At 61.4% G+C, this 20587-nt stretch carries 16 protein-coding genes; 8 read left to right on the top strand and 8 right to left on the bottom strand.

Annotation, left to right across the window (positions count from 1 at the left end; genetic code table 11):
• Positions 1-20: 20 nt before the first annotated feature.
• From ACR0AO_RS16670 to eda, 5 genes are all read left to right on the top strand, one after another.
• Entirely contained in the window at positions 21-1256 is a 1236-nt protein-coding gene (locus tag ACR0AO_RS16670; protein WP_480605761.1) for an aspartate kinase, read from the top strand.
• 44 nt (positions 1257-1300) lie between these two features.
• Positions 1301-3544 carry a phosphoenolpyruvate--protein phosphotransferase gene (gene ptsP, locus ACR0AO_RS16665; protein ID WP_480605759.1) on the top strand — a complete coding sequence of 748 codons (2244 nt, stop codon included), beginning with the start codon at positions 1301-1303 and terminating at the stop codon, positions 3542-3544.
• A 712-nt stretch (positions 3545-4256) separates the two neighbouring features.
• A complete protein-coding gene (gene zwf / locus ACR0AO_RS16660) occupies positions 4257-5702 on the top strand; it encodes a glucose-6-phosphate dehydrogenase (RefSeq protein WP_480605756.1) in 1446 nt (481 codons plus the stop codon).
• 1 nt (position 5703) lies between these two features.
• Positions 5704-7509, top strand: coding sequence for a phosphogluconate dehydratase (gene edd / locus ACR0AO_RS16655; protein ID WP_480605753.1), 1806 nt, complete (start codon positions 5704-5706; stop codon positions 7507-7509).
• A gap of 3 nt (positions 7510-7512) precedes the next feature.
• Complete coding sequence (eda, locus tag ACR0AO_RS16650) at positions 7513-8148, top strand: bifunctional 4-hydroxy-2-oxoglutarate aldolase/2-dehydro-3-deoxy-phosphogluconate aldolase (protein ID WP_480605750.1); 636 nt, start codon at positions 7513-7515, stop codon at positions 8146-8148.
• 11 nt (positions 8149-8159) lie between these two features.
• Here the strand turns inward: eda and ACR0AO_RS16645 are convergent, their stop codons facing one another.
• Positions 8160-10049 carry an ABC transporter ATP-binding protein gene (locus ACR0AO_RS16645; protein WP_480605748.1) on the bottom strand — a complete coding sequence of 630 codons (1890 nt, stop codon included), beginning with the start codon at positions 10047-10049 and terminating at the stop codon, positions 8160-8162.
• A gap of 209 nt (positions 10050-10258) precedes the next feature.
• Between ACR0AO_RS16645 and ACR0AO_RS16640 the strand changes: the two genes are divergently transcribed.
• Positions 10259-11482: a pyridoxal-phosphate-dependent aminotransferase family protein gene (locus ACR0AO_RS16640; RefSeq protein WP_480605745.1), complete on the top strand. Its 1224-nt coding sequence runs from the start codon at positions 10259-10261 to the stop codon at positions 11480-11482.
• On the opposite strand, the gene ACR0AO_RS16635 is transcribed toward ACR0AO_RS16640, so the two are convergent.
• The 3 genes from ACR0AO_RS16635 to ACR0AO_RS16625 all read right to left on the bottom strand — a co-directional run bounded on the left by ACR0AO_RS16635 (position 11479) and on the right by ACR0AO_RS16625 (position 13244).
• A complete protein-coding gene (locus ACR0AO_RS16635) occupies positions 11479-11658 on the bottom strand; it encodes a hypothetical protein (RefSeq protein WP_480605743.1) in 180 nt (59 codons plus the stop codon). The two genes, ACR0AO_RS16640 and ACR0AO_RS16635, sit on opposite strands and share 4 nt — an antisense overlap.
• Before the next feature lie 72 nt (positions 11659-11730).
• Entirely contained in the window at positions 11731-12837 is a 1107-nt protein-coding gene (locus ACR0AO_RS16630; protein ID WP_480605741.1) for a pyridoxal phosphate-dependent aminotransferase, read from the bottom strand.
• A 266-nt stretch (positions 12838-13103) separates the two neighbouring features.
• Positions 13104-13244 carry a hypothetical protein gene (locus ACR0AO_RS16625; protein WP_480605737.1) on the bottom strand — a complete coding sequence of 47 codons (141 nt, stop codon included), beginning with the start codon at positions 13242-13244 and terminating at the stop codon, positions 13104-13106.
• A gap of 401 nt (positions 13245-13645) precedes the next feature.
• Here ACR0AO_RS16625 and ACR0AO_RS16620 point away from each other — a divergent pair, with 401 nt between their 5' ends.
• Positions 13646-14428, top strand: a complete 783-nt coding sequence (locus ACR0AO_RS16620) for a crotonase/enoyl-CoA hydratase family protein (RefSeq protein WP_480605734.1) — start codon at positions 13646-13648, stop codon at positions 14426-14428.
• Positions 14429-14439: 11 nt separating this feature from the next.
• Here the strand turns inward: ACR0AO_RS16620 and ACR0AO_RS16615 are convergent, their stop codons facing one another.
• Positions 14440-14703, bottom strand: coding sequence for a YjiS-like domain-containing protein (locus ACR0AO_RS16615; protein ID WP_480605732.1), 264 nt, complete (start codon positions 14701-14703; stop codon positions 14440-14442).
• Positions 14704-14742: 39 nt separating this feature from the next.
• Between ACR0AO_RS16615 and ACR0AO_RS16610 the strand changes: the two genes are divergently transcribed.
• On the top strand, positions 14743-15636 hold the full coding sequence (locus ACR0AO_RS16610; RefSeq protein ID WP_480605729.1) for a winged helix-turn-helix transcriptional regulator: 894 nt from the start codon (positions 14743-14745) through the stop codon (positions 15634-15636).
• Positions 15637-15694: 58 nt separating this feature from the next.
• Here ACR0AO_RS16610 and ACR0AO_RS16605 read toward each other — a convergent pair whose 3' ends face one another.
• The 3 genes from ACR0AO_RS16605 to ACR0AO_RS16595 form a co-directional block, all read right to left on the bottom strand.
• Positions 15695-16027 (bottom strand): DnaJ family domain-containing protein, encoded by a 333-nt coding sequence (locus ACR0AO_RS16605; protein WP_480605725.1) that lies wholly within the window; start codon positions 16025-16027, stop codon positions 15695-15697.
• A gap of 38 nt (positions 16028-16065) precedes the next feature.
• Complete coding sequence (locus tag ACR0AO_RS16600) at positions 16066-17229, bottom strand: benzoate/H(+) symporter BenE family transporter (protein ID WP_480605722.1); 1164 nt, start codon at positions 17227-17229, stop codon at positions 16066-16068.
• Positions 17230-17362: 133 nt separating this feature from the next.
• On the bottom strand, positions 17363-20524 hold the full coding sequence (locus ACR0AO_RS16595) for a valine--tRNA ligase (protein ID WP_480605719.1): 3162 nt from the start codon (positions 20522-20524) through the stop codon (positions 17363-17365).
• Between the last annotated feature and the right edge of the window lie 63 nt (positions 20525-20587).

The following is a 20587-nucleotide window of genomic DNA, read 5'->3' as shown; positions in this document are numbered from 1 at the left end:
GCGCGGAGACTTTTGGCCCCATGCCCGTACTCGTGATGAAATTTGGTGGCACCTCGGTTGCCAATCTCGACCGTATCCGCCGCGCGGCCAAGCGTGTGGGCGTCGAAGTCGCCAAGGGCTATGACGTGATCGTCATCGTGTCGGCCATGTCCGGCAAGACCAACGAACTGGTCGGATGGGTCGACGAAATCTCGCCGCTCTACGATGCGCGCGAATACGATGCCGTGGTGTCCTCGGGCGAGAACGTGACCGCCGGCCTGATGGCGCTGACCCTGCAGGAAATGGACATCCCCGCGCGCAGCTGGCAGGGCTGGCAAGTGCCGCTGATCACCACCTCGGCCCACTCCGCCGCCCGGATCGAGGAAATCCCGACCGACAATCTGAACCAGAAATTCGGCGAGGGCATGAGGGTCGCGGTGATCGCGGGTTTCCAGGGCATCAGCCCCGAAGGCCGCATCACCACGCTTGGCCGGGGCGGGTCCGACACCACCGCCGTGGCCTTCGCCGCAGCGTTCGGGGCCGAACGCTGTGACATCTACACGGATGTGGACGGCGTCTATACCACCGATCCCCGGATCTGCGGCAAGGCGCGGAAACTGGACCGGATCTCGTTCGAGGAAATGCTCGAGCTGGCCTCACTCGGGGCCAAGGTGCTGCAGACCCGGTCGGTTGAACTGGCGATGCGCTACAAGGTAAAACTGCGCGTCCTTTCGAGTTTCGAGGAACAATCCGACGAGGCGGGCACGCTGGTCGTCGATGAGGAGGAAATCATGGAATCCAATGTTGTCTCCGGTGTGGCCTATTCCCGCGACGAAGCCCAGATGACCCTGCTCTCGGTGGCTGACCGCCCGGGTATCGCCGCCACCATCTTCGGGGCCCTGTCGGATGCGGGTGTGAACGTGGACATGATCGTACAGGACATCTCGGAAGAGGGCCGCACGAACATGACCTTCAGCCTGCCGAACGATCAGACCAAACGCGCCGAAAGAGCCATGAACGACATCAAGGGCGTCGCGCTGAACTTTGACATTTTGCAGATCGAACCGGATGTGGCAAAAGTCTCGGTCGTGGGAATCGGTATGCGTTCGCAATCCGGCGTTGCCGCCAAAATGTTCAAGGTGCTCTCGGATGAGGGGATTAACATCAAGGTTATTACAACCTCCGAGATAAAAATTTCCGTGCTTGTGGATCGGAAATACATGGAACTTGCCGTTCAGGCGCTGCATGATGCGTTTGAACTGGACAAGGCAGCCTGAGTTTTTTCGACTGGGGCGCCTGACACCGAAAAGTGATGGGGCCCATGGCCGACGGCACCGAAACAGAATCCCGCAAGCTGCTGGTGCGGCTGCGCGAAGCGATGGCCAGCGAAACCGCCGGTCAGGAGCGCCTTAATCAGATCACTCATCTGATCGCGGACAGCATGCGCAGCGAAGTGTGCTCGATCTACCTGTTCCGCGACGAGGACACGCTGGAATTGTGCGCCACCGAAGGGCTTGCGCCGGAATCGGTGCACAAGACCCGCATGCGCATGGGCGAGGGGCTGGTGGGCCGCGTCGCCAACACCGGAAAGGTGGTCAACACCCCGAACGCGCCGTCGGAAAAAGGGTTCCGCTATATGCCCGAAACCGGGGAAGAGCGGTTTTCGTCTTTCCTCGGCGTGCCGGTCCAGCGTCTGGGCGAAAAGCTGGGCGTTCTCGTGGTCCAGTCCCGCGAGGCACGCGAATTCACCGCCGACGAGGTCTATGCGCTGGAAGTCGTCGCCATGGTTCTGGCCGAGATGGCCGAATTGGGCGCTTTCATCGGCGAGGGCGCGGCACTGTCGCCCCTGCACCAGCAATCCGTCGTTCTCAAGGGCGGCCCGGCGCAGGAAGGCTCGGCCGAAGGACATGTCTGGCTGCACGAGCCGCGCGTGGTGGTCACCAACCCCATCGCCGACGATCCGCAGCGCGAGCTTGAGCGCCTGAATGAATCCGTCGAGGAATTGCGCGTCGGCGTCGACAAGATGCTGGAAATCTCGCAGGGCGGCGACAAGGAACAGTTGCAGGTTCTCGAAGCCTACCGGATGTTCGCCAATTCCAAGGGCTGGATGCGCCGCATGGAAGAGGACATCGCCCGCGGCCTCAGCGCCGAGGCGGCGGTCGAAAAGGAACAATCCCAGGCCCGCGCCCGGATGGAGCAGGTGAACGACCCCTATCTGCGCGAACGCCTTGCAGATCTTGATGACCTCAGCAACCGCCTGTTGCGGATTCTGACCGGGCAGGGGAACAATACCGGGCTGGAACTGCCTCCCGATCCCATCCTCGTGGCCCGCAATATCGGCCCCGGCGATCTGCTGGAATATGGCCGTTCGCTCAGAGGCATCGTGCTTGAGGAAGGTTCGGTCGGCAGCCACGCGACGATCGTCGCCCGCGCGCTGGCGATCCCGCTGGTGGTGCATGTCGGTCGAATTACGACCGAAGCGCTGAATGGTGACCATATTCTGGTCGACGGCGATCAGGGTGTGGTCCACCTGCGCCCCGAGGAAACCGTCGTCGGCGCGTTCCGCGACAAGATCGCCATGCAGGCCAAGGCGCAGGAACGCTACGGCTCGATCCGCGACAAGCCCGCGGTCACGCTGGACGGGCACAAGATCGATCTGGTGATGAATGCCGGGCTGATGGCCGACCTGCCGTCGCTGCCCTCCTCGGGGGCCGAGGGCGTTGGCCTGTTCCGTACTGAGCTGCAGTTCCTGATCCGCAATCAGATGCCGAAACGGTCAGAGCTGGTGGCGCAATATGCCCGGGTTCTGGACGCCGCGCAGGGCAAGCGCGTGGTGTTCCGGACGCTGGATATCGGATCGGACAAGGTGCTGCCCTACATGAAGCACGTGGCCGAACCGAACCCGGCGCTGGGCTGGCGCGCGATCCGCGTCGGCCTCGACAAGCGCGGCGTCATGCGGATGCAGCTTCAGGCGCTCATTCGTGCCGCCAATGGCCGCCCGCTGACCATCATGTTCCCCTTTGTCGCCCAGGCCGAGGAATTCTATGCCGCCCGCTGGGAGATCGAGAAAACCATCGCGCGCGAAAAACGGCTGGGCCACCCGCTGCCGGAAACGCTCGAAATAGGGGCGATGCTGGAAACACCTTCGCTGGCCTTTGCACCTCAGAAATTCTTTGATGAGGTGGATTTCATTTCCATTGGCGGCAACGACCTGAAACAGTTCTTCTTTGCCGCCGACCGCGAAAACGAACTGGTGCGCCGCCGCTATGACACGCTGAATGTCAGCTTTCTGACCTTCATCGAACGCATCGTCGAGCGCTGCAATCCTTCCAACACCCCGCTCAGCTTTTGCGGTGAGGATGCGGGCCGCCCGGTCGAGGCGATCTGCCTTGCCGCCATGGGCATCCGCAGCCTGTCCATGCGCCCGGCCTCGATCGGCCCGGTCAAAAGCCTGCTGTTGCGCGCCAACCTGCAGGACCTGCGCAAGATCATCTCCGACGCCCGCCATCGCGGCGACCAGACGGTGCGCCCGGCAGTGATGGAGTGGCTGCGCAATCAGGTCTGACATCTGCTCGTCGCTCAACCAGAAAAGATCAGACAGGTTCACCGCTTATTTTGGGCACGGTGAAGCATGCTGAATAACCGAAATCAATGGGCCCTGACCCCTACTGTGTCGATTTACTTCCTGTTCGCTAATTTGCTTAATATTTTGGCAATTGTTGGAAAGAAAATGATTGCTAGCAAAAGCAGAATCATCCCAACTGTCTCAATTTTACTTTGGAAGAAATCCTCTCTGTTTATCCAGCCGGATACAAATGCCAAAGTGAATATGGTTCTTCCCCAGTAATTTTTATCCCAATCTTCCTGCATTCTTTTCTATGAGCAGCAATCGCTCACCCTGCGCATAGGGTAGTGCTGATATCTTGTCAAATATTCGTCTTTGAGCTGTGACAAATGAACGGAACTGACCCTAACTGAGAAGCTATATAATCTCTTAGCCCTTGGTGCGCTTGATAATTCGGGCCAAGAATATCAAGTGTGAATTACCTTAGGGTAGCAAGGGGCGTGCCCCTCAGGAAGAGCAAGTATGAAATTACTACAGCACGGGTCGAGCGTTGGAAAGCTGTACAAGTGTGAGCGGCAAACCTCATCTTGCATTTGAGGGCAGATAGGATATGAAGCGAACAGAAATGTTAACGCTAACAGATTCACTTTGAAGCCCGGACCTGCCCGCTATATCATAAATACCGGGCAAACTTTCAGTAGGAGCCTCGAACATGGTTTCACGCGTGATACCGGTCGACCCGTTCGATCTGGTGCTGTTCGGCGCCACCGGCGATCTGGCGCAGCGCAAGATCTTGCCCGGTCTCTATCACCGGTTCGAGGTCGGGCAGATGCCGGACGAGGCCCGGATCATCGGCACGGCACGCACGGACATGGATAGTGCGGCGTTCCGGGGACTTGTACAATCCGGCATAATGCAGTCCGCACCCGAGTACAAACCGGACATCCTGGCCCGTTTTCTGGAACGTGTGGAGTACATTCCCGTCGATGCAATGGGAGACGCTGGCTGGCCCGATCTGGCCCGCGCTCTCCGTCCTGACGTGGTGCGGGCCTTTTACCTGTCGGTCGGCCCCTCGCTCTTTTCCGGTATCGCACAACGCCTGCACGATCACGGTCTGGCCACTCCGGAAAGCCGCATCGTGGTCGAAAAACCCTTTGGCCATGACCTGATTTCGGCGGAGGCCCTGAACAGGGAACTGCGCGCCTGTTTCGAAGAACACCAGATCTATCGCATCGACCACTATCTGGGCAAAGAGACCGTGCAGAACCTGATGGCCCTGCGCTTTGCCAATTCCCTGTTTGAACCGCTGTGGAACTCGACCCATATCGACCATGTGCAGATCACCGTCGCCGAAACCGTGGGCATCGAGGGGCGCGAGGTCTATTATGACAAATCGGGCGCGATGCGGGACATGATCCAGAACCATCTGGTTCAGCTTCTCTGCCTCATCGCGATGGAGCCGCCGTCAAAATTCAATCCCAACGCTGTTAGGGACGAAAAAGTCAAAGTAATCGAGGCGCTTGAACCCGTAGGTCCCGGTGACATCGCGCGCGGGCAATACCGGGCGGACAAAGGCGGAAACGGTTATCTTGATCATGTGGGAAATCCGGACAGCCGCACAGAAAGCTTCATCGCGCTCAAGATGCACGTCAGTAACTGGCGCTGGGCCGGGGTGCCGTTCTATTTGCGTACGGGAAAGCGCCTGCGCGCGCGGGAATCCGAAATTGCCGTCTATTTCCGCGACCCGCCACACACCATTTTCCCGAATGTGGGTCACTTGCACGGCAACGTTCTGGTGATCCGTTTGCAGCCGGACGAAGGCATCACGTTGCGCACCACCATCAAGGATCCGGGGCCGGGTGGATTCCGGCTGGCGGATGTGTCGCTGGACATGAGCTTTGCCGAGGCGCTGGGCGCGGAGGTGCGCACCCAGGATGCCTATGAGCGGCTGGTGATGGATGTCATTCGGGGCGACCAGACACTGTTCATGCGCGGTGACGAGGTCGAGGCCGCCTGGGCCTGGGTCGATCCGGTCATCCAAAGCTGGGAGGAAAGCCGCGACCGCCCCTCGCCCTATGATCAGGGCAGTTCCGGGCCGGAAGACGCGCTCATGCTGATGCATCGCGACGGCCGCCGCTGGCGGCAGATCGGAGAATAGGATGGTGCACAAGGTCATAGAACATGTCACGCAGCGTATCATCGACCGCAGCGCCGGCCCGCGTGCCGCGCATCTGGAGCGTATGGAACAGGCCCGTGTGTCAGGGCCCGCGCGGGCGCATCTGTCCTGCAGCGGTCAGGCGCATGCCTATGCCGGGGCGGGCGGGGATCAGGAGGCGCTGGCCATCGGCAGTGCCGGGCATCTGGGCATCGTCACCAGCTACAATGACATGCTGTCGGCGCATCAGCCCTTTGAACGTTATCCCGAGTTGATCCGTCAGGCGGCCCGCGCCGCTGGCGGCACCGCGCAGGTGGCGGGCGGCGTTCCGGCGATGTGTGACGGGGTCACGCAGGGCGCAGCGGGGATGGAGCTGTCGCTGTTCTCCCGCGACGTGATCGCGATGGCCGCAGGCGTGGCGCTCAGCCACAATACCTTTGACGCCGCTGTCTTTCTGGGCGTCTGTGACAAGATCGTGCCGGGACTGGTGATCGCCGCGCAGGCCTTTGGCCATCTGCCGGCGGTCTTTCTGCCGGCGGGACCGATGGCCAGCGGTTTGGCCAATGATGAAAAGGCTAGGGTCCGCCAACAGTTTGCGGCGGGGGAATGCGGGCGGGCCGAGTTGATGGCCGCCGAGATGGCGGCCTATCACGGGCCGGGTACCTGCACGTTCTACGGAACCGCCAATACAAACCAGATGCTCATGGAATTCATGGGGTTGCACCTGCCGGGCTCCAGTTTCGTGACACCCAACACCGCCCTGCGAGATGCCCTGACCGAAGAGGGCGCGCGCCGCGCCCTGTCGCTTAGCGCATTGGGCAACGACTATACTCCTGTCTGCCGGATCCTGGACGAGCGGGCGTTCGTGAACGGGATCGTGGGTCTGATGGCGACCGGCGGCTCGACCAACCTGCTGATCCATCTGGTCGCGATGGCGCGCGCGGGCGGGATCGTTCTGGACTGGCACGATTTCTCCGATATCTCGCAGGCAGTGCCCCTGGTTGCGAAGGTCTATCCCAACGGACTGGCCGACGTGAACCACTTTCACGCGGCGGGCGGGCTTGGCTATACCATCGGTACGCTGCTGGAAGCGGGGCTGTTGCATCCCAACACGCTGACCGTGGCCGGGCAGGGACTGCACCACTATACGCAGGAGCCCCGCCTGATCGACGGCGAACTGGTCTGGCGGGACGGTGCGGGGCGCAGCCTCAATGAAAAAATCCTGCGACCGGCTTCGGACCCATTCCAGCCCTCCGGCGGGCTTTCACGGTTGAGCGGGTCATTGGGAACGGCGGTGATGAAAATCTCGGCCGTTGCGCCCGAGCACCGGCAGGTCGAGGCCCCCGTGCGCGTTTTCCACGATCAGGATGCCGTGAAGACCGCGTTCAAGGCGGGTGAACTGACCGGTGATGTGGTTGTCGTCGTGCGGTTTCAGGGGCCGAAAGCCAACGGCATGCCGGAATTGCATTCCCTCACCCCGATCCTGTCGATCCTGCAGGGGCGCGGGCAAAAGGTGGCGCTGGTCACCGACGGACGCATGTCGGGGGCCTCGGGCAAGGTGCCCGCCGCGATTCATGTCTGCCCCGAGGCGCTGGATGGCGGCCCGATCGCCCGCCTGCGCGACGGGGATATTGTCCGCGTGGACGCCGTCAGCGGCGTTCTGGACATCCTGACCGAAGGTGTTGTGGATCGAACGCCGGTGACGGCGGATTTGTCGGCGCATCACTTCGGTGTCGGTCGCGAGCTGTTCGCGACATTCCGGTCGGTGGTTGGGTCTGCGGATGCGGGCGCAAGCGTTTTCGGAGGATAGGACATGGCATCGAAATCAGCGCGCACCCGCGAGATATGCGGACTGGCTCCCGTCATCCCCGTGCTGGTCGTCGGGGATGCGGCGCGGGCGCGGCCCCTGGCTGAGGCGCTGGTCGCCGGCGGGTTACCTGCGCTGGAAGTCACGTTGCGGACGCTCGCCGCGCTGGAGGCGATCCGGGCGATGGCCGAGGTGCCGGGTGGCGTTGTCGGGGCCGGAACGCTGATCACGCCCGAAGACGTGCGCGCCGCGAAACAGGCCGGGGCACAGTTCGGCGTATCGCCCGGCGCGACGGACCGGCTGATTGCCGCCTGCGAGGCCGAAGGCCTGCCCCTGCTGCCCGGAGCCGCCACGGCGAGCGAGGCGATGCGCCTGTTGGAGCAAGGCTATGACATGCTCAAGTTCTTTCCCGCTGAGGCGTCGGGCGGTGCGCCGGCCCTTCAGGCGCTTGGCGCGCCATTGCCGCAGATATCTTTCTGTCCGACCGGGGGCGTTTCGCCCGCCAACGCCGCCAGCTATCTGAGCCTTCCGAACGTGATCTGTGCCGGAGGCAGTTGGGTTGCGCCCAAAGACATGGTCGTATCGGGAGACTGGGCCGGGATCGAAGAACTGGCGCAGAACGCGGCGGCGCTGAAAGGGTGACCGCGCCGCGGCTACTTCGCGCCGACCGAATTCTGCCCGGGTTTCGCACCCAGCATCCGCGTCACCACCCTGCGTAGCCAGCCCTGATCCGGCGTATCGGTGTCGACCGTTCGCCGGGTCTGCGCCGCGATGCCTTCGGGGTCGACAACGGTCAATCCGTCCTGAAATTGCAGGCGGTACAGATCGGCATAGATGCCGCCGCGCGCCAGCAACTCTGCATGGCTGCCCTCGTCGACGACCCGGCCGCGATCCATCACCACGATCTTGTGGGCGTTGCGGATCGTCGACAGCCGGTGCGCGATCACGATGGTGGTCCGCCCCCCCGACAGCTTGTCCAGCGCGGCCTGCACCACCTTTTCCGATTGCGCGTCCAGCGCCGAGGTCGCCTCGTCCAGCAGCAGGATCGGTGTGTTGCGCAGCAGCGCGCGGGCGATCACCACCCGCTGCCGCTGCCCACCCGACAGGGCCGAGCCGCGCGGACCGACCAGCGTGTCCAGCCCGTTTTCAAGTTTGGGCAGAAAGTCGGACACATGCGCGGCGTCCAGAACCTCTTTCAACTTCTCGTCCGGCACATCCGTGCGGCCCAAAAGGATATTCTCGCGCAGGGTTTCGTCGAACAGCAACGCATCTTGCGTCACCACGGAAAACAGATTTCGCAGATCGGGCAGCGCAATGTCCCCGACCGCTTTACCGGCAATCTCGACCGAGCCGGTTTTGGGATCCACGAGGCGTGTCAAAAGGTTGAACACGGTCGATTTCCCGGCCCCCGACGCGCCCACGAGTGCCGTTGTCTTTCCCGCCTCTGCGGTTACCGTCAGGCCGCGCAAAACCTTGGCGTCGCCATAGGACAGGGTGACATCCTTAAGCTGGACTTCGGGTAGACCTTCGGGCGCGGCGACCGGATTGGCCGGCGATTTCAGCTGGATCGGGGATTCAATCAGTTCCTTGATCCGCTCCATCGCTGCCGCCGCAACCTGCCATGTGCCCGAGATAGACGCGAGCCGGCGCATCGGATCAAAGGCCAAACCGATGGCCGTGAAAAAGCTCATGAACTGGCCGACGGTCTTTTCGCCCGAGATGATTTCGGCACCCCCATAGAGCAGCACGCCCATGAACCCCAGACCGGCCATCACGTCGATCAGACCGGTGATCGACGCGGTGCCGAACGAGGCCCGAATTTCAGAACGCACGAATCCGTTCATGTGCTTGCCGAAACGGTCCGCCTGATACTGTTCCAGATTGTTCAGTTTGATAGGAACGATGCCGTGAAATATCTCGTCCAGCCGCGTCGAAAGTGTCGCCCCGAGGTCGCGGGCCGAAGATGCCTTTTTGCGGACATATCGCTGTGCCGCGCCAATCGGCAGGAACATCAGCGGCACACCGATCAGCATGATCGCGGTCCAGGCCCAGTCCACGTTGATCGCTACGCCCATCAGGACCACAAGCGAAACAAGGTCCTTGCCCGCCCCCCGGATGATGATCTGCCAGACGTTGTTCACCGCGCTGACATCCGATTGCACGCGCTGGATCAGGAACCCCGGCGGATGCACCTGATGAAAAGAGGTATCCTGCCGGATCAGATGGTTCAGCAGATCGGTCCTGAGGTGCGCGGCGGTTTCCTGCGAGATGCGGGTCAGGATCACCTTTTGGATGACACCCGCCAGGCCCCGAACCGAAAAGATCACGAAAAACGCGATGCTGACCCAGACGAGCGCGCTGGAATTGCCCTGAACGAAGATATTGTCGAACATCGGTTGCATCATGTAGCTGATCGCGCCGACCATCGAGCCTTCGATGATCATGAAGAAAGCCGCAATCGCCAGCAGCCCCATACGCGGACGCAGGTACTTCTCCCACAGCCAGCCGAACAGTTCGCCCGAAGATTTGGGTTTGACACTCATCGTCTGGCTTTCTTTTGGGGGGAGGAGGGCAGTTTATCTGTCATGACGCGCCCATTTAAGCACCTCGGCCGCACGGCGCAAGCTGAGCGGGATTTTTTCATGGACTTGCGGGCCTTTGCCGATGCGAGGCCCGGACAATTTGCGGGTACCGGCCTTGACGCTATTTGCGCGGAAAATAGTGTAAGCAGGAAATACATTGGGCAGGTCGCATGTCGCAAACCACGAACGTATCGCAAGGGCGGGAATATCTGGCCATTCCGGGGCCATCGGTCATTCCCGATACGGTCCTGCAGGCCATGCACCGCCCCGCACCCAACATCTATGCGGGCGAACTGGTCGACATGGTGCCCGGGATCGCCGATGGTTTGCGCCGTGTTGCACGAACCCGGCATCAGGTGGCGATGTATGTCGGCAACGGCCACGGCGCGTGGGAAGCGGCGCTGGCCAATGTCATAGCCCCGGACGAGACGGTTCTTGCGCCCGCTTCGGGCATATTCACCTATGGATGGGCGGAAATCGCCCGCAGTCTGGGCGCGCGGGTCAGGACGATCGATTTCGGCAAATCCTCGTCCTGGGATATGGATCGGATCGCCGAAGCTCTGCGCGAGGATACGAAACACAGGATCAAGGCGGTGCTTGCGGTGCATGTCGATACGTCAAGTTCGGTCCGCAACGACATTCCCGCGCTGCGAAACCTGCTGGACGAACTGCGCCACCCCGCGCTGCTGATGGCCGATTGCATCGCTTCGCTGGCCTGCGAACGGTTCGAGATGGATGACTGGGGTGTCGATGTCATGGTTTCGGCCTGCCAAAAAGGATTGATGGTTCCGCCGGGGCTGGGTTTTGTCTTTTTCAATGACAAGGCTCAGGCAAAACGTCAGGCCATGCCGCGTGTGTCTTGGTACTGGGACTGGCTGCCCCGCGCCAATCCGGACGAGTTCTACCAGTATTTTGGAGGAACCGCGCCGACCCATCACATTTATGGGCTAGGGGCAGCGCTTGAGATGATCGAGGCCGAGGGCCTTGAAAAAGTCTGGGCACGGCACCAACGGCTGGCGCGCGCGATCTGGGCCGCAAGCGAGATCTGGGCCCAGGGCGGAAGCTTTGGAATGAATGTCGCCGACCCGCGACACCGCAGCCACGCCGTCACGGCGCTGCGGCTGCCCGGCGGCAAGGGCACAGCGCTCAGGCAATGGGTCGAGGCCAATCTGGGGCTGACATTGGGGGTCGGGCTGGGCATGGCCGCGCCCGACGGAACAGGCCGCGATGACTATTTCCGGTTCGGTCACATGGGCCACGTAAACGGGCAAATGGTGATGGGATTGCTGGGCGGGGTCCAAACGGGGCTTTTGGCGCTGGATATCCCGCATGGTTCGGGAGCACTGGACGCGGCGGCCAGTGTTCTTTCCGGCCTGGATCGGACCAATGCCTAATGCGTCCGGCGTGACAGCAATGTGATGCCATGGTTGAGGGCCAGGGCCAGCAACACCGCCGCCGGAAATCCCCAGACTGCCCAGATCGCAACAAGAATCCACATCAGGTTCACACCCAGCATGGCAAGCGCAGCAACGGTGTAATCCGGTGCTCGTCCGATCTTGTGGTCGCGCATCCGCGCCTCCTGATCCGATCTTCCTCTTCATTCTAGGGGATTTGAACAGGATGTCAGGTAAATCCCGCGCGACTAGCCTTGCGCGGCGGCGAGAGCCCGTGGAAGCGCCTCTGCAAAGGCGGCCAGATCGGCCTCGGGTCCGCAACTGACCCGGATGCAGCGGTCTTGTGGCGAAACAAAGGGCATCCGGACAAATATCCTCTGTTCGATCAATGAGGCGAGCACCGCCTTGGCGAAATCTCCGTCCGCGCCGCAGTCGATAGCGACGAAGTTGGTGGCCGAAGGCAGCGGCACCAGCCCGTTTTCGCGTGCGATCTGCCCGATCCGGTCGCGAGCCGTTTCGATTCGGCCCCGTACATGAGCAAGCCACTCGCCGTCGCGCAACGCTTCAAGCGCGCCGACCTGTGCCGCCCGGTTCATGCCGAAATGGTTTCTGACCTTGTTGAAGGCCGAGATTTGCTCGGGTGCTCCGATTGCGTAGCCGACGCGTGCGCCTGCCATGCCATAGGCCTTGGAAAATGTCCGCATGCGGATCACGCGCGGATCATCGGCAGCGATCTGCGAGGCTGTCCCTTCGGGCGCGCATTCGACATAAGCCTCGTCCAGTATCAGCAATGTGCCGTCGGGCAGGTGATCCAGCGCCTCGACGATCCCGGCGCCGCTGTGCCACGTGCCCATCGGGTTGTCCGGATTGGCCAGATAGACCAGCTTGGCATCCACCTCGGCGGCCTTGGCAAACAGCGCGACGGGGTCTTCGCGATCGTCTAGATAGGGCACAGCATGCAGCGCGCCGGCAAAACCCGCGACGTGATAGTTGAAGGTCGGATAGGCCCCCTCGGACGTCACGACAGCGTCACCGGGGGCAACCATCAACCGGACCAGATAGCCGAGCAAACCGTCGATCCCTTCGCCCACGACGATGTTTTCGGGTTGAACCCCGTGATGCGCGGCCAGTTCCGTGCGCAGGTCATGGTTTTCGGGATCGCCATACATCCAGATATCTTCGGCGGCCTTGCGCATCGCCTCGACCGCGCGGGGCGATGGGCCAAAGATATTTTCGTTCGCGCCAAGGCGCGCGGCAAAGGGTGCACCGCGCTGACGCTCCTGCGTTTCCGGTCCGACAAAGGGCACGGTGGCGGGCAGGGATTGGGCAAGCGGAGTAAGCAGAGGACGGGTCATGCGGATAGAAAAGCGCAAGCGGTCATGGCTGACAAGCCCGCTTACGCCCTTCGGATCAGAAGAAGATCAGATAGTTCAGGCCTGCGTACATCCCGTATTGGATCAGATAGTAAACCGGCTTGCTCCACTGTTTGATGCGTTTGCCAAAGGCCCGCACCGGGGGGGGGTGGTGCGGCGAACATCGCGCCTTTGAACGAAGGGATCTGTTCGACCATCTGCGTTGCTATCGGGCAAAGCTCTTTTGCCGAACTCAGCGACGAGCCGTATCATTTGAGGTAAAACCGAGCCCAACCGGTTTTGAAGAACAAGTTGAAGCCGATATCGTCCAGATCGCCCGAAGCCTTGATTGCGCCCTGATCGTTCAGGCTCTGCGCTTCGTGCCGGATGGCTTCCCGGTTGTCCTGCAATGGTTTGAGTTTCGGAAACAGCCGCGGATCGATGTACGGAGTCGTCGGAACCTTTGAAAAGGCGTAAAACAAGCAGTTCAGTGGCGCGAACAGGTTTGCATGGTCCGTGATACGACGCGCAGCAGATCATGGCGCAGAGTTCCGCGTGTCTGAACGTGGATCGAACAGACAACAAAAAGGAGCAGGACGGAAATTCCCATGGAGCTACCATTGTTTTCGGCAGGCTGGATTGTTGTGTGGACTATTTTCCCTGAAATATTGGCACAACGCCAATGCTAAGGTTTCTCCGGTCGCATTTCGGCGACGTAGCGGGATTTTGCGCACTCCACTGCCCCCACGTTCATGTGGAACTGGCGCGGACATACGGGCAATGTAGCGGCAGCTGAATGCCGGAGGATCGAATGGCGCGTGTTTCCGTCGAATACAAAGATCATATCGCTCATGTCACCTTGACCCGTGGCGACAAGATGAACGCGCTCGACGATGCGATGATCAAGGCGATCCTCGCCGCCGGGCAGGAAGTTGCCGCCTCGGACGTGCGGGCGGTGGTTTTGTCGGGTGAGGGCAAGAGTTTTTGCGCCGGGCTGGATATGGCGAGTTTCGCCACGATGGCGCATACCGACCCGACCGAATGGCTGATGAGCCGTAGCCACGATGATGCTAACGAAATGCAGGAACTGGCGCTGATTTGGCGCCGCGTCCCCGTTCCGGTCATCTGTGCCATCCAGGGTGTTGCCTATGGTGGTGGCCTGCAGATTGCTTTGGGTGCCGATATCCGCATCGCCCATCCGGACGCAAAACTCGCGGTGATGGAGATGAAATGGGGCATCATCCCTGATATGGGCGGCATGGTCCTGTTGCCGGAACTTGTGCGCTCGGACGTGCTGCGCCTGCTGACCTACACGGCCCGCCCCATTGGTGCAGCGCAGGCCGCTGATTGGGGGCTGGTCACAAAACTCTCGGATGATCCTCTGACCGAGGCAGTCGCTTTGGCCGAGGACATTGCAGGCAAAAGCCCTTCGGCCATGCGTTCCGCCAAGCGTCTGATTGGCGTCGCCGAAACTGGATCGCGCGCAGAAATACTGATGGAAGAATCCGCCGAGCAGGCCGCGTTGATCGGCAAGCCCGACCAGATCGAGGTTATTGCCGCCCAGATGCAAGGCCGTTTGCCAAGGTTTGACTGATCAGAAACCGATCACCAGTTTCCCAACCGCAGCCGTATTCTGGACCGGAGCCCGAGTGCGGCATTTTGCGACAGCGGTGCCGACAGCGTGGACTCTACGTCGTGTTGCGTAAGGCCGATGTCGCGCAAAGCCCGGTCTCCAAGCCGTCCGATCTCCTTGCGAGCGGCGCGGCGGTTGAGGATTTCACGACAGGCGGCCGCACACCATTCACGGAGGTGGACAGCTAGGCTTTTCCATTGTGTGCCGCCGATCTGCCTGGTTTGCATCTGTGACATGTGTTGACCCTCCTGCGATCAATATTCGAGCGAAATGCAATGTGCACGCAGGATCGCCGGTTTGGCTCCGACGCGGCTAGTGCGGATCCTGTAGCAACGCCGGTACTGTTTCTGAACTGGAAAGGTCGGTGCCTCGTTGGTACTCTTGTGGCAGGAAAGGTGGAACCGATGCCCGGCAGAAGATACGGGGCGATTTGCCCGATTTCACATGCTTGCAAGATACTTGAACCGCGGTGGACCATTCATGTGCTGACCGAAATGTGGGCCGGCTCGACACGGTTCAACGAGATACGTCGGGGTGTGGGGAACATATCTCCGGGGTTGCTGTCAAAGCGGTTGAAGGAACTGGAGCTTGCAGGAATGGTCCAGCGGGTCGAAGACAGCGCCACCGGGTCTGTCGACTATTTTCGAACCCAGAAAGCCATAGATCTTGAGCCCGCGCTGAATGCGCTGGGTGTTTGGGCCCAGCAGAATATCGCCGCCGAGGTCGCCTTGTGCGACACGGATGTTTCAGCACTGATGTGGAAGCTGCGCCGCGACATTGACGGCAGCAATTTCCCCGCGCGACGGATCATCATGCAGTTCCACTTTCACGACACGGACCTGGTCCGCGATATGTTCTGGATCGTTTTTTATCCTTCGGGTGAACGGGATCTGTGCGTCACGAAGCCGGATTACGAAGTTGACCTTTTCGTCGAAACCGAACTGGTCTCGATTGGTGGGATCCTGACCGGCCGCACCAGCATTGCGCGCGAGCTCGAGAATGGTGGGTTGTTCGTGAGCGGCGACAACAGACTGGCGCGCACGATGAAGGACTGGTTGCCGTTTTCCTACTATATCGACGTCGAGGGGATTATTCCCCTGCGCGCGGATGAACGGGCAGGGCCATTGGCATCGGGGATTCCGGTTCGGCCCGTTGCCGCTACCCGGTGAGTCATCGAATTTGGCGTTTGGTACCTGGCGGGGATGGCGCTGGCCACTATATCGCTACTTACCGCATGAAAGCGCGCCGCGCGTCGCGGGCCATATTGTATCGCATCTCAAGATCGGCCAGCCGCGCCATCGCGGCCTTGCGTTCCTCGGGGCTACTGAGGGACGCATAGTGCTTTCTGGCCGCATCCAGTTCCTTCTTGATCCGGAATTCCTCGGGCAGAACTCCGGCCTGCGCCATGATCCTGTGACCGGCGGCCAGAGCCGGATCGGTCTGGGCCTCGGCCGACTTGTCGGGCAGCGGCTTGCCCTCGCCCTCCAACCCTTCCAACTGGCCTTCGGCCTGCGCCTTTTTGATCTGGCGTTCGATAAGTTTGTCAAAAGCTTTGCGCATGCGCGCATTCTAGGCCGATTGCGGTGAAGGCAAAAGGGCTATCGGATCCGGTTCGAGACCAGATAGGCAAGACCGCCCGCCAGCAGGCCCCACACTGCGGCGCCAAGCCCAAATACCGTGATGCCCGATGCGGTGATCGCAAATGTCAGAATGGCGGCCTCTCTCTCGGCGGGCACTTCCAGGGCTGCGAATGTCGCGTTCGCCATGACACCGATCAGCGCGATACCCGTCAGTGTTCCCATGAGCAACGGGTCCGCGTGCACGGCAAATCCGGTGATGGCCACCGCAAAGACGCCGAACAGGCAATAGAAAACCCCGGCCATGACCGCCGACCAATAGCGCTGGGCCGGGTCCGGATGGCTGTCCGGGTTTGAACACATGGCTGCGGTGATCGCCGCAAGGCAGGTCGCCGGTGCACCAACTGTGGCACTCAGAAGGCTCGCCGCGCCCACCGAAGAAAACAGAGGCCCGGGTTTGGGGTCGTAGCCATAACTGCGCAACACAGCAACGCCCGGAATGTTCTGCGTGGCCATGGTGACAATGAACAGTGGCACTCCGATCCCCAGCGCGGATGCGACAGAAAAACTTGGGTTCGTCCAAACCGGTGCGGCGACGAACTGCTGGGGGATCACAGAGGTATCGCCAGCGTTGATCACCACAACGACAGCAGAGGCCACTACGGCGGCCGGAACCGCGAACAGCCGGTTCAGGCGCCCCGCCACGAACCAGACCAGGATGACGGGCAAGGCCTGCCAGGGCAGTTCGACTGCGGCCTTGAATGGGAGGATGCAGAGCGGCAGCAGGACACCGCCCAGCATCGCCTGCGCCAGCGTCGGAGGGATCGCCGCGGCCAGCCGGCCCAATGGCCGCCAGAGCCCGGCCAGAACGGTCAATGCGCCCGCGCACAGAAAGGCACCGACCGCGCCGGAGAACCCTTCCGCGGGCGTTGCGGAAACGGCCAGCAGCGCCGCGCCGGGTGTTGACCAGGCCACGCTGACCGGCTGGCGATACCAAAGGCTCAGAACCACCGCTGCCAGCCCCATCGCGATGGCCGCGCTCATGAGGCCCGAGGCCGACTGTTGCGGCGACGCGCCCATGGCCGAAAGCCCCTGCAGGACGATGGGAAATGAGCTGAAGAACCCGACCACTGCCACCACGAGGCCGGTCGATACGGTCTGCATCGGGGGAAGGGTGCGCGTCATCGAAACCTCTGATCAGATGCTTCGTGATAGCAACCGCAAAGGTCGTCAGGCAAGGTTAAACCTTGGTGATAAAACAATAATCCCCCGCTGGCGGTGAGCGGGGGATTGAAGTGGTTTTGAAAAGAAGAGGAGATCAGGCGATTTCGGACAGACGGGCGAGCGCCTCGTTCAGTTTCGCCTCTTCCTCTTCGCGCGCGGCGAGGTTGGCTTTGGCCTCTTCCACCACCTCTTCCGGGGCCGAGGCCACGAATTTGGGGTTGTTCAGGCGTCCGCGCAGGCCGCCCAGTTCTTTGGCCAGCTTGCCCTTTGCTTTCTCCAGCCGTTCCTTTTCCGCGCCAATGTCGATGATGTCGGCCAGCGGCAGGCCAAAGGAGGCACCGGGGGCGGCGATCGAGATGGTGCCTTTGGGCAGATCGTCCGCTTTGGTCAGGCTGTCGATCCTTGCCAGACGTTTGATCAACGCTTCATTGCGGTCCCAGGCGGCTTGTCCGTTCCCGTCGATCTCAGTGACCAGCATTGGCACATAGAGGCCCGCCGGAACCCGCATCTGGGCACGGGCCGAGCGGGTGTTCTCGATCACCGAAATGACCCAGTTCATCTCGCGCTCGGCGGGTTCGTCGATCAGATCGGCGGCTTTGTAGGCAGGCCAGTCGGCATGCACCAGCATCTTGGAGCGTTCGGCGGTGAGGCCCCAAAGCTCTTCGGTGACGAAAGGCATGATCGGGTGCAGCAGGACCATGCACTGATCCATCACCCAACGCATGGTGGCTCGGGTTTCGTCCTGTGCGGCGCTGTCTTCGCCCTGCAAAAGAGGTTTGGAGAGTTCCACATACCAGTCGCAGACCTTGCCCCAGACGAAGGCGTACAAGGCATTCGCGGCGTCGTTGAAGCGGTAGGTTTCGAGGGCGGCGTCGACCTCTTCCCGCACGCGGGCGGTTTCGCCGATGATCCAGCGGTTCACCGCGAATTGTGCATTTTGTACCTGTTCCAGAGAGCCTACTGTACGAATTGTACCATCGTAGACGCCATTCATCTCGGCAAAGCGGACGGCGTTCCAAAGCTTGGTGCCGAAGTTGCGGTAACCGGTGATGCGTTCGCGGGACAGTTTCAGAACACCGCCAATCGCCGCCATCGACGCGTTGGTAAAGCGCAGCGCGTCGGCACCGAATTCGTCCACGATCTCCAGCGGGTCGATGACGTTGCCCGTGGTCTTGGACATCTTCTTGCCCTTCTCGTCGCGGACGAGCTGGTGCAGGTAGACGGTGTGGAACGGGATTTCGTTCACCACGGCCAGCTGCATCATCATCATCCGCGCCACCCAGAAGAACAGGATGTCGAAGCCGGTGATCAGAACGTCTGTCGGGAAGTAGCGTTCCAGCTCCTCGGTCTGCTCGGGCCAGCCCAGCGTGCCGATGGGCCAGAGACCGGAGGAGAACCAGGTGTCAAGGACGTCGGGGTCGCGCCAGACCGGATAGATCAGTTTGGTCGGGTCCTGTTCGAGGGCATATTGCGCAAGGCTTTCCGCGAATTGATGAATCGCCTCGTGCTTGTCGGCGACCTCGACAACGGTTGCGTGGCTCAGCGGGCTGGGGATGTTGGCGTTGTCGTCCAGAAACCGATCGACAACAGCGTCGAAGCTTGACGCACATTCCATGACATTGCCACGGTGCAGCATGCCGCCTTCGTTCAGCAGACGACCGAGCTCGACCAGATCCAGATCGCCGTCATTCTCGTCATCCCTGAAATCGTCCGCCGACAGATCCAGCCCATACCAGACCGGAATCTGGTGCCCCCACCACAGCTGGCGCGAGATGCACCAGGGCTCGATGTTTTCCAGCCAGTGGTAGTAGGTCTTTTCACCCGACTCGGGGATGATCTTGACCGTGCCGTCGCGAACCGCGTCCAGCGCCGGGCCGACGACCTTATCGGCGTCGACGAACCACTGGTCGGTCAGCATCGGTTCGATCACGACTTTCGAGCGGTCGCCAAAAGGCTGCATGATCGGCTTGGACTCGACCAGCGGGGCGAGTGCCGCCGGGTCGTCATCCTCGCCCAGCTTCGTGCCCAGAATCGGGTTGTCAGCGCGGGTCATGACGGCGAGGCCTTCGGCGGTGATCTCCTCCACGACTTTGGCACGCGCTTCGAACCGGTCCAGCCCGCGCAGGTGGTCGGGAACCAGGTTGATGGCGTCGATCTCGCCTTCGGTGAAGGACTGACCGCGTGCGTATTGGCCTGCTTTATAGGCCTCGTTCGCATAGGGTGCGCCGTCGATCCGCATATGGCCGCGCGTGTCCATCAGGCGATAGCAGGGGATGTTGCCGCGCTTGGCCACCGCATAGTCGTTGAAATCATGCGCGCCGGTGATTTTCACCGCACCCGATCCGAAACCGGGGTCAGGGTATTCATCCAAAATGATCGGGATCTGACGGCGATGCTCTTTCGGGCCAACCGGGATTTCGCAGAGCTTGCCGACGATTGGTGCGTAACGCTCGTCCGAGGGATGAACCGCCACCGCGCCGTCCCCCAGCATGGTTTCGGGCCGGGTCGTGGCGATCGAGATGTAATCGCGTTCCTCTTCAAGGATGACGTTCCCGTCTTCGTCCTTTTCCACGTAAGTGTAGGTTGCGCCACCCGCGAGCGGGTATTTGAAATGCCACATGTGGCCCGCGACCTCGATATTCTCGACCTCCAGGTCCGAGATCGCGGTTTCGAAATGCGGGTCCCAGTTCACCAGCCGCTTGCCGCGGTAGATGTAGCCCTTTTCATACATGTCCACGAAGACCTTGATGACGGCATCGTGGAAGTTGGGCGAGTTTTCATGGCCCGTGCGCGGATCGCCCGGGGCGCCTGCCATGGTGAAGGCGTTGCGCGACCAGTCGCAGGAGGAGCCGAGGCGTTTGAGCTGTTCGACGATGGTGCCGCCGTACTGGCCTTTCCATTCCCAGACTTTTTCCAGGAACTTCTCGCGGCCCAGTTCCCGGCGGCCTTCGTTGCCGGTGGCGGCCAGCATCTTTTCGACCTGCAACTGGGTGGCGATGCCCGCGTGGTCCTGACCGGGCTGCCACAGTGTGTCGAAGCCGCGCATCCGGTGCCAGCGGATCAGAATGTCCTGCAGGGTGTTGTTGAAGGCATGGCCAACATGCAGCGCTCCGGTGACGTTGGGCGGCGGGATCATGATGGTGAAGCTTTCGTCGCGCGATTTGTTTGCGCCGGCCTTGAAGGCACCGGCCTCTTCCCAGGTCTTGTAGATGCGGGCCTCGGCCTCGGCCGCGTTGAACGTCTTTTCCATCGCCATGCGTCTTGAATCCTGCAAAGGGGTTTTCGGGTTGCCGCCTCCCATAGCGAATGGGCGGGCAAA

This window comes from Ruegeria sp. AF8, assembly GCF_056541825.1.
Note: the sequence above shows the minus strand (reverse complement) of the source record. Positions and strands in the feature narration are given on the sequence as shown.

Excerpts from the sequence above, each read along its gene's own strand:
- ACR0AO_RS16670 (WP_480605761.1), top strand. The coding sequence starts at position 21 with ATGCCCGTACTCGTGATGAAATTTGGTGGCACCTCGGTTGCCAATCTC.
- ptsP (WP_480605759.1), top strand. The coding sequence starts at position 1,301 with ATGGCCGACGGCACCGAAACAGAATCCCGCAAGCTGCTGGTGCGGCTG.
- zwf (WP_480605756.1), top strand. The coding sequence starts at position 4,257 with ATGGTTTCACGCGTGATACCGGTCGACCCGTTCGATCTGGTGCTGTTC.
- edd (WP_480605753.1), top strand. The coding sequence starts at position 5,704 with ATGGTGCACAAGGTCATAGAACATGTCACGCAGCGTATCATCGACCGC.
- eda (WP_480605750.1), top strand. The coding sequence starts at position 7,513 with ATGGCATCGAAATCAGCGCGCACCCGCGAGATATGCGGACTGGCTCCC.
- ACR0AO_RS16645 (WP_480605748.1), bottom strand. The coding sequence starts at position 10,049 with ATGAGTGTCAAACCCAAATCTTCGGGCGAACTGTTCGGCTGGCTGTGG.
- ACR0AO_RS16640 (WP_480605745.1), top strand. The coding sequence starts at position 10,259 with ATGTCGCAAACCACGAACGTATCGCAAGGGCGGGAATATCTGGCCATT.
- ACR0AO_RS16635 (WP_480605743.1), bottom strand. The coding sequence starts at position 11,658 with ATGCGCGACCACAAGATCGGACGAGCACCGGATTACACCGTTGCTGCG.
- ACR0AO_RS16630 (WP_480605741.1), bottom strand. The coding sequence starts at position 12,837 with ATGACCCGTCCTCTGCTTACTCCGCTTGCCCAATCCCTGCCCGCCACC.
- ACR0AO_RS16620 (WP_480605734.1), top strand. The coding sequence starts at position 13,646 with ATGGCGCGTGTTTCCGTCGAATACAAAGATCATATCGCTCATGTCACC.
- ACR0AO_RS16615 (WP_480605732.1), bottom strand. The coding sequence starts at position 14,703 with ATGTCACAGATGCAAACCAGGCAGATCGGCGGCACACAATGGAAAAGC.
- ACR0AO_RS16610 (WP_480605729.1), top strand. The coding sequence starts at position 14,743 with ATGTGCACGCAGGATCGCCGGTTTGGCTCCGACGCGGCTAGTGCGGAT.
- ACR0AO_RS16605 (WP_480605725.1), bottom strand. The coding sequence starts at position 16,027 with ATGCGCAAAGCTTTTGACAAACTTATCGAACGCCAGATCAAAAAGGCG.
- ACR0AO_RS16600 (WP_480605722.1), bottom strand. The coding sequence starts at position 17,229 with ATGACGCGCACCCTTCCCCCGATGCAGACCGTATCGACCGGCCTCGTG.
- ACR0AO_RS16595 (WP_480605719.1), bottom strand. The coding sequence starts at position 20,524 with ATGGCGATGGAAAAGACGTTCAACGCGGCCGAGGCCGAGGCCCGCATC.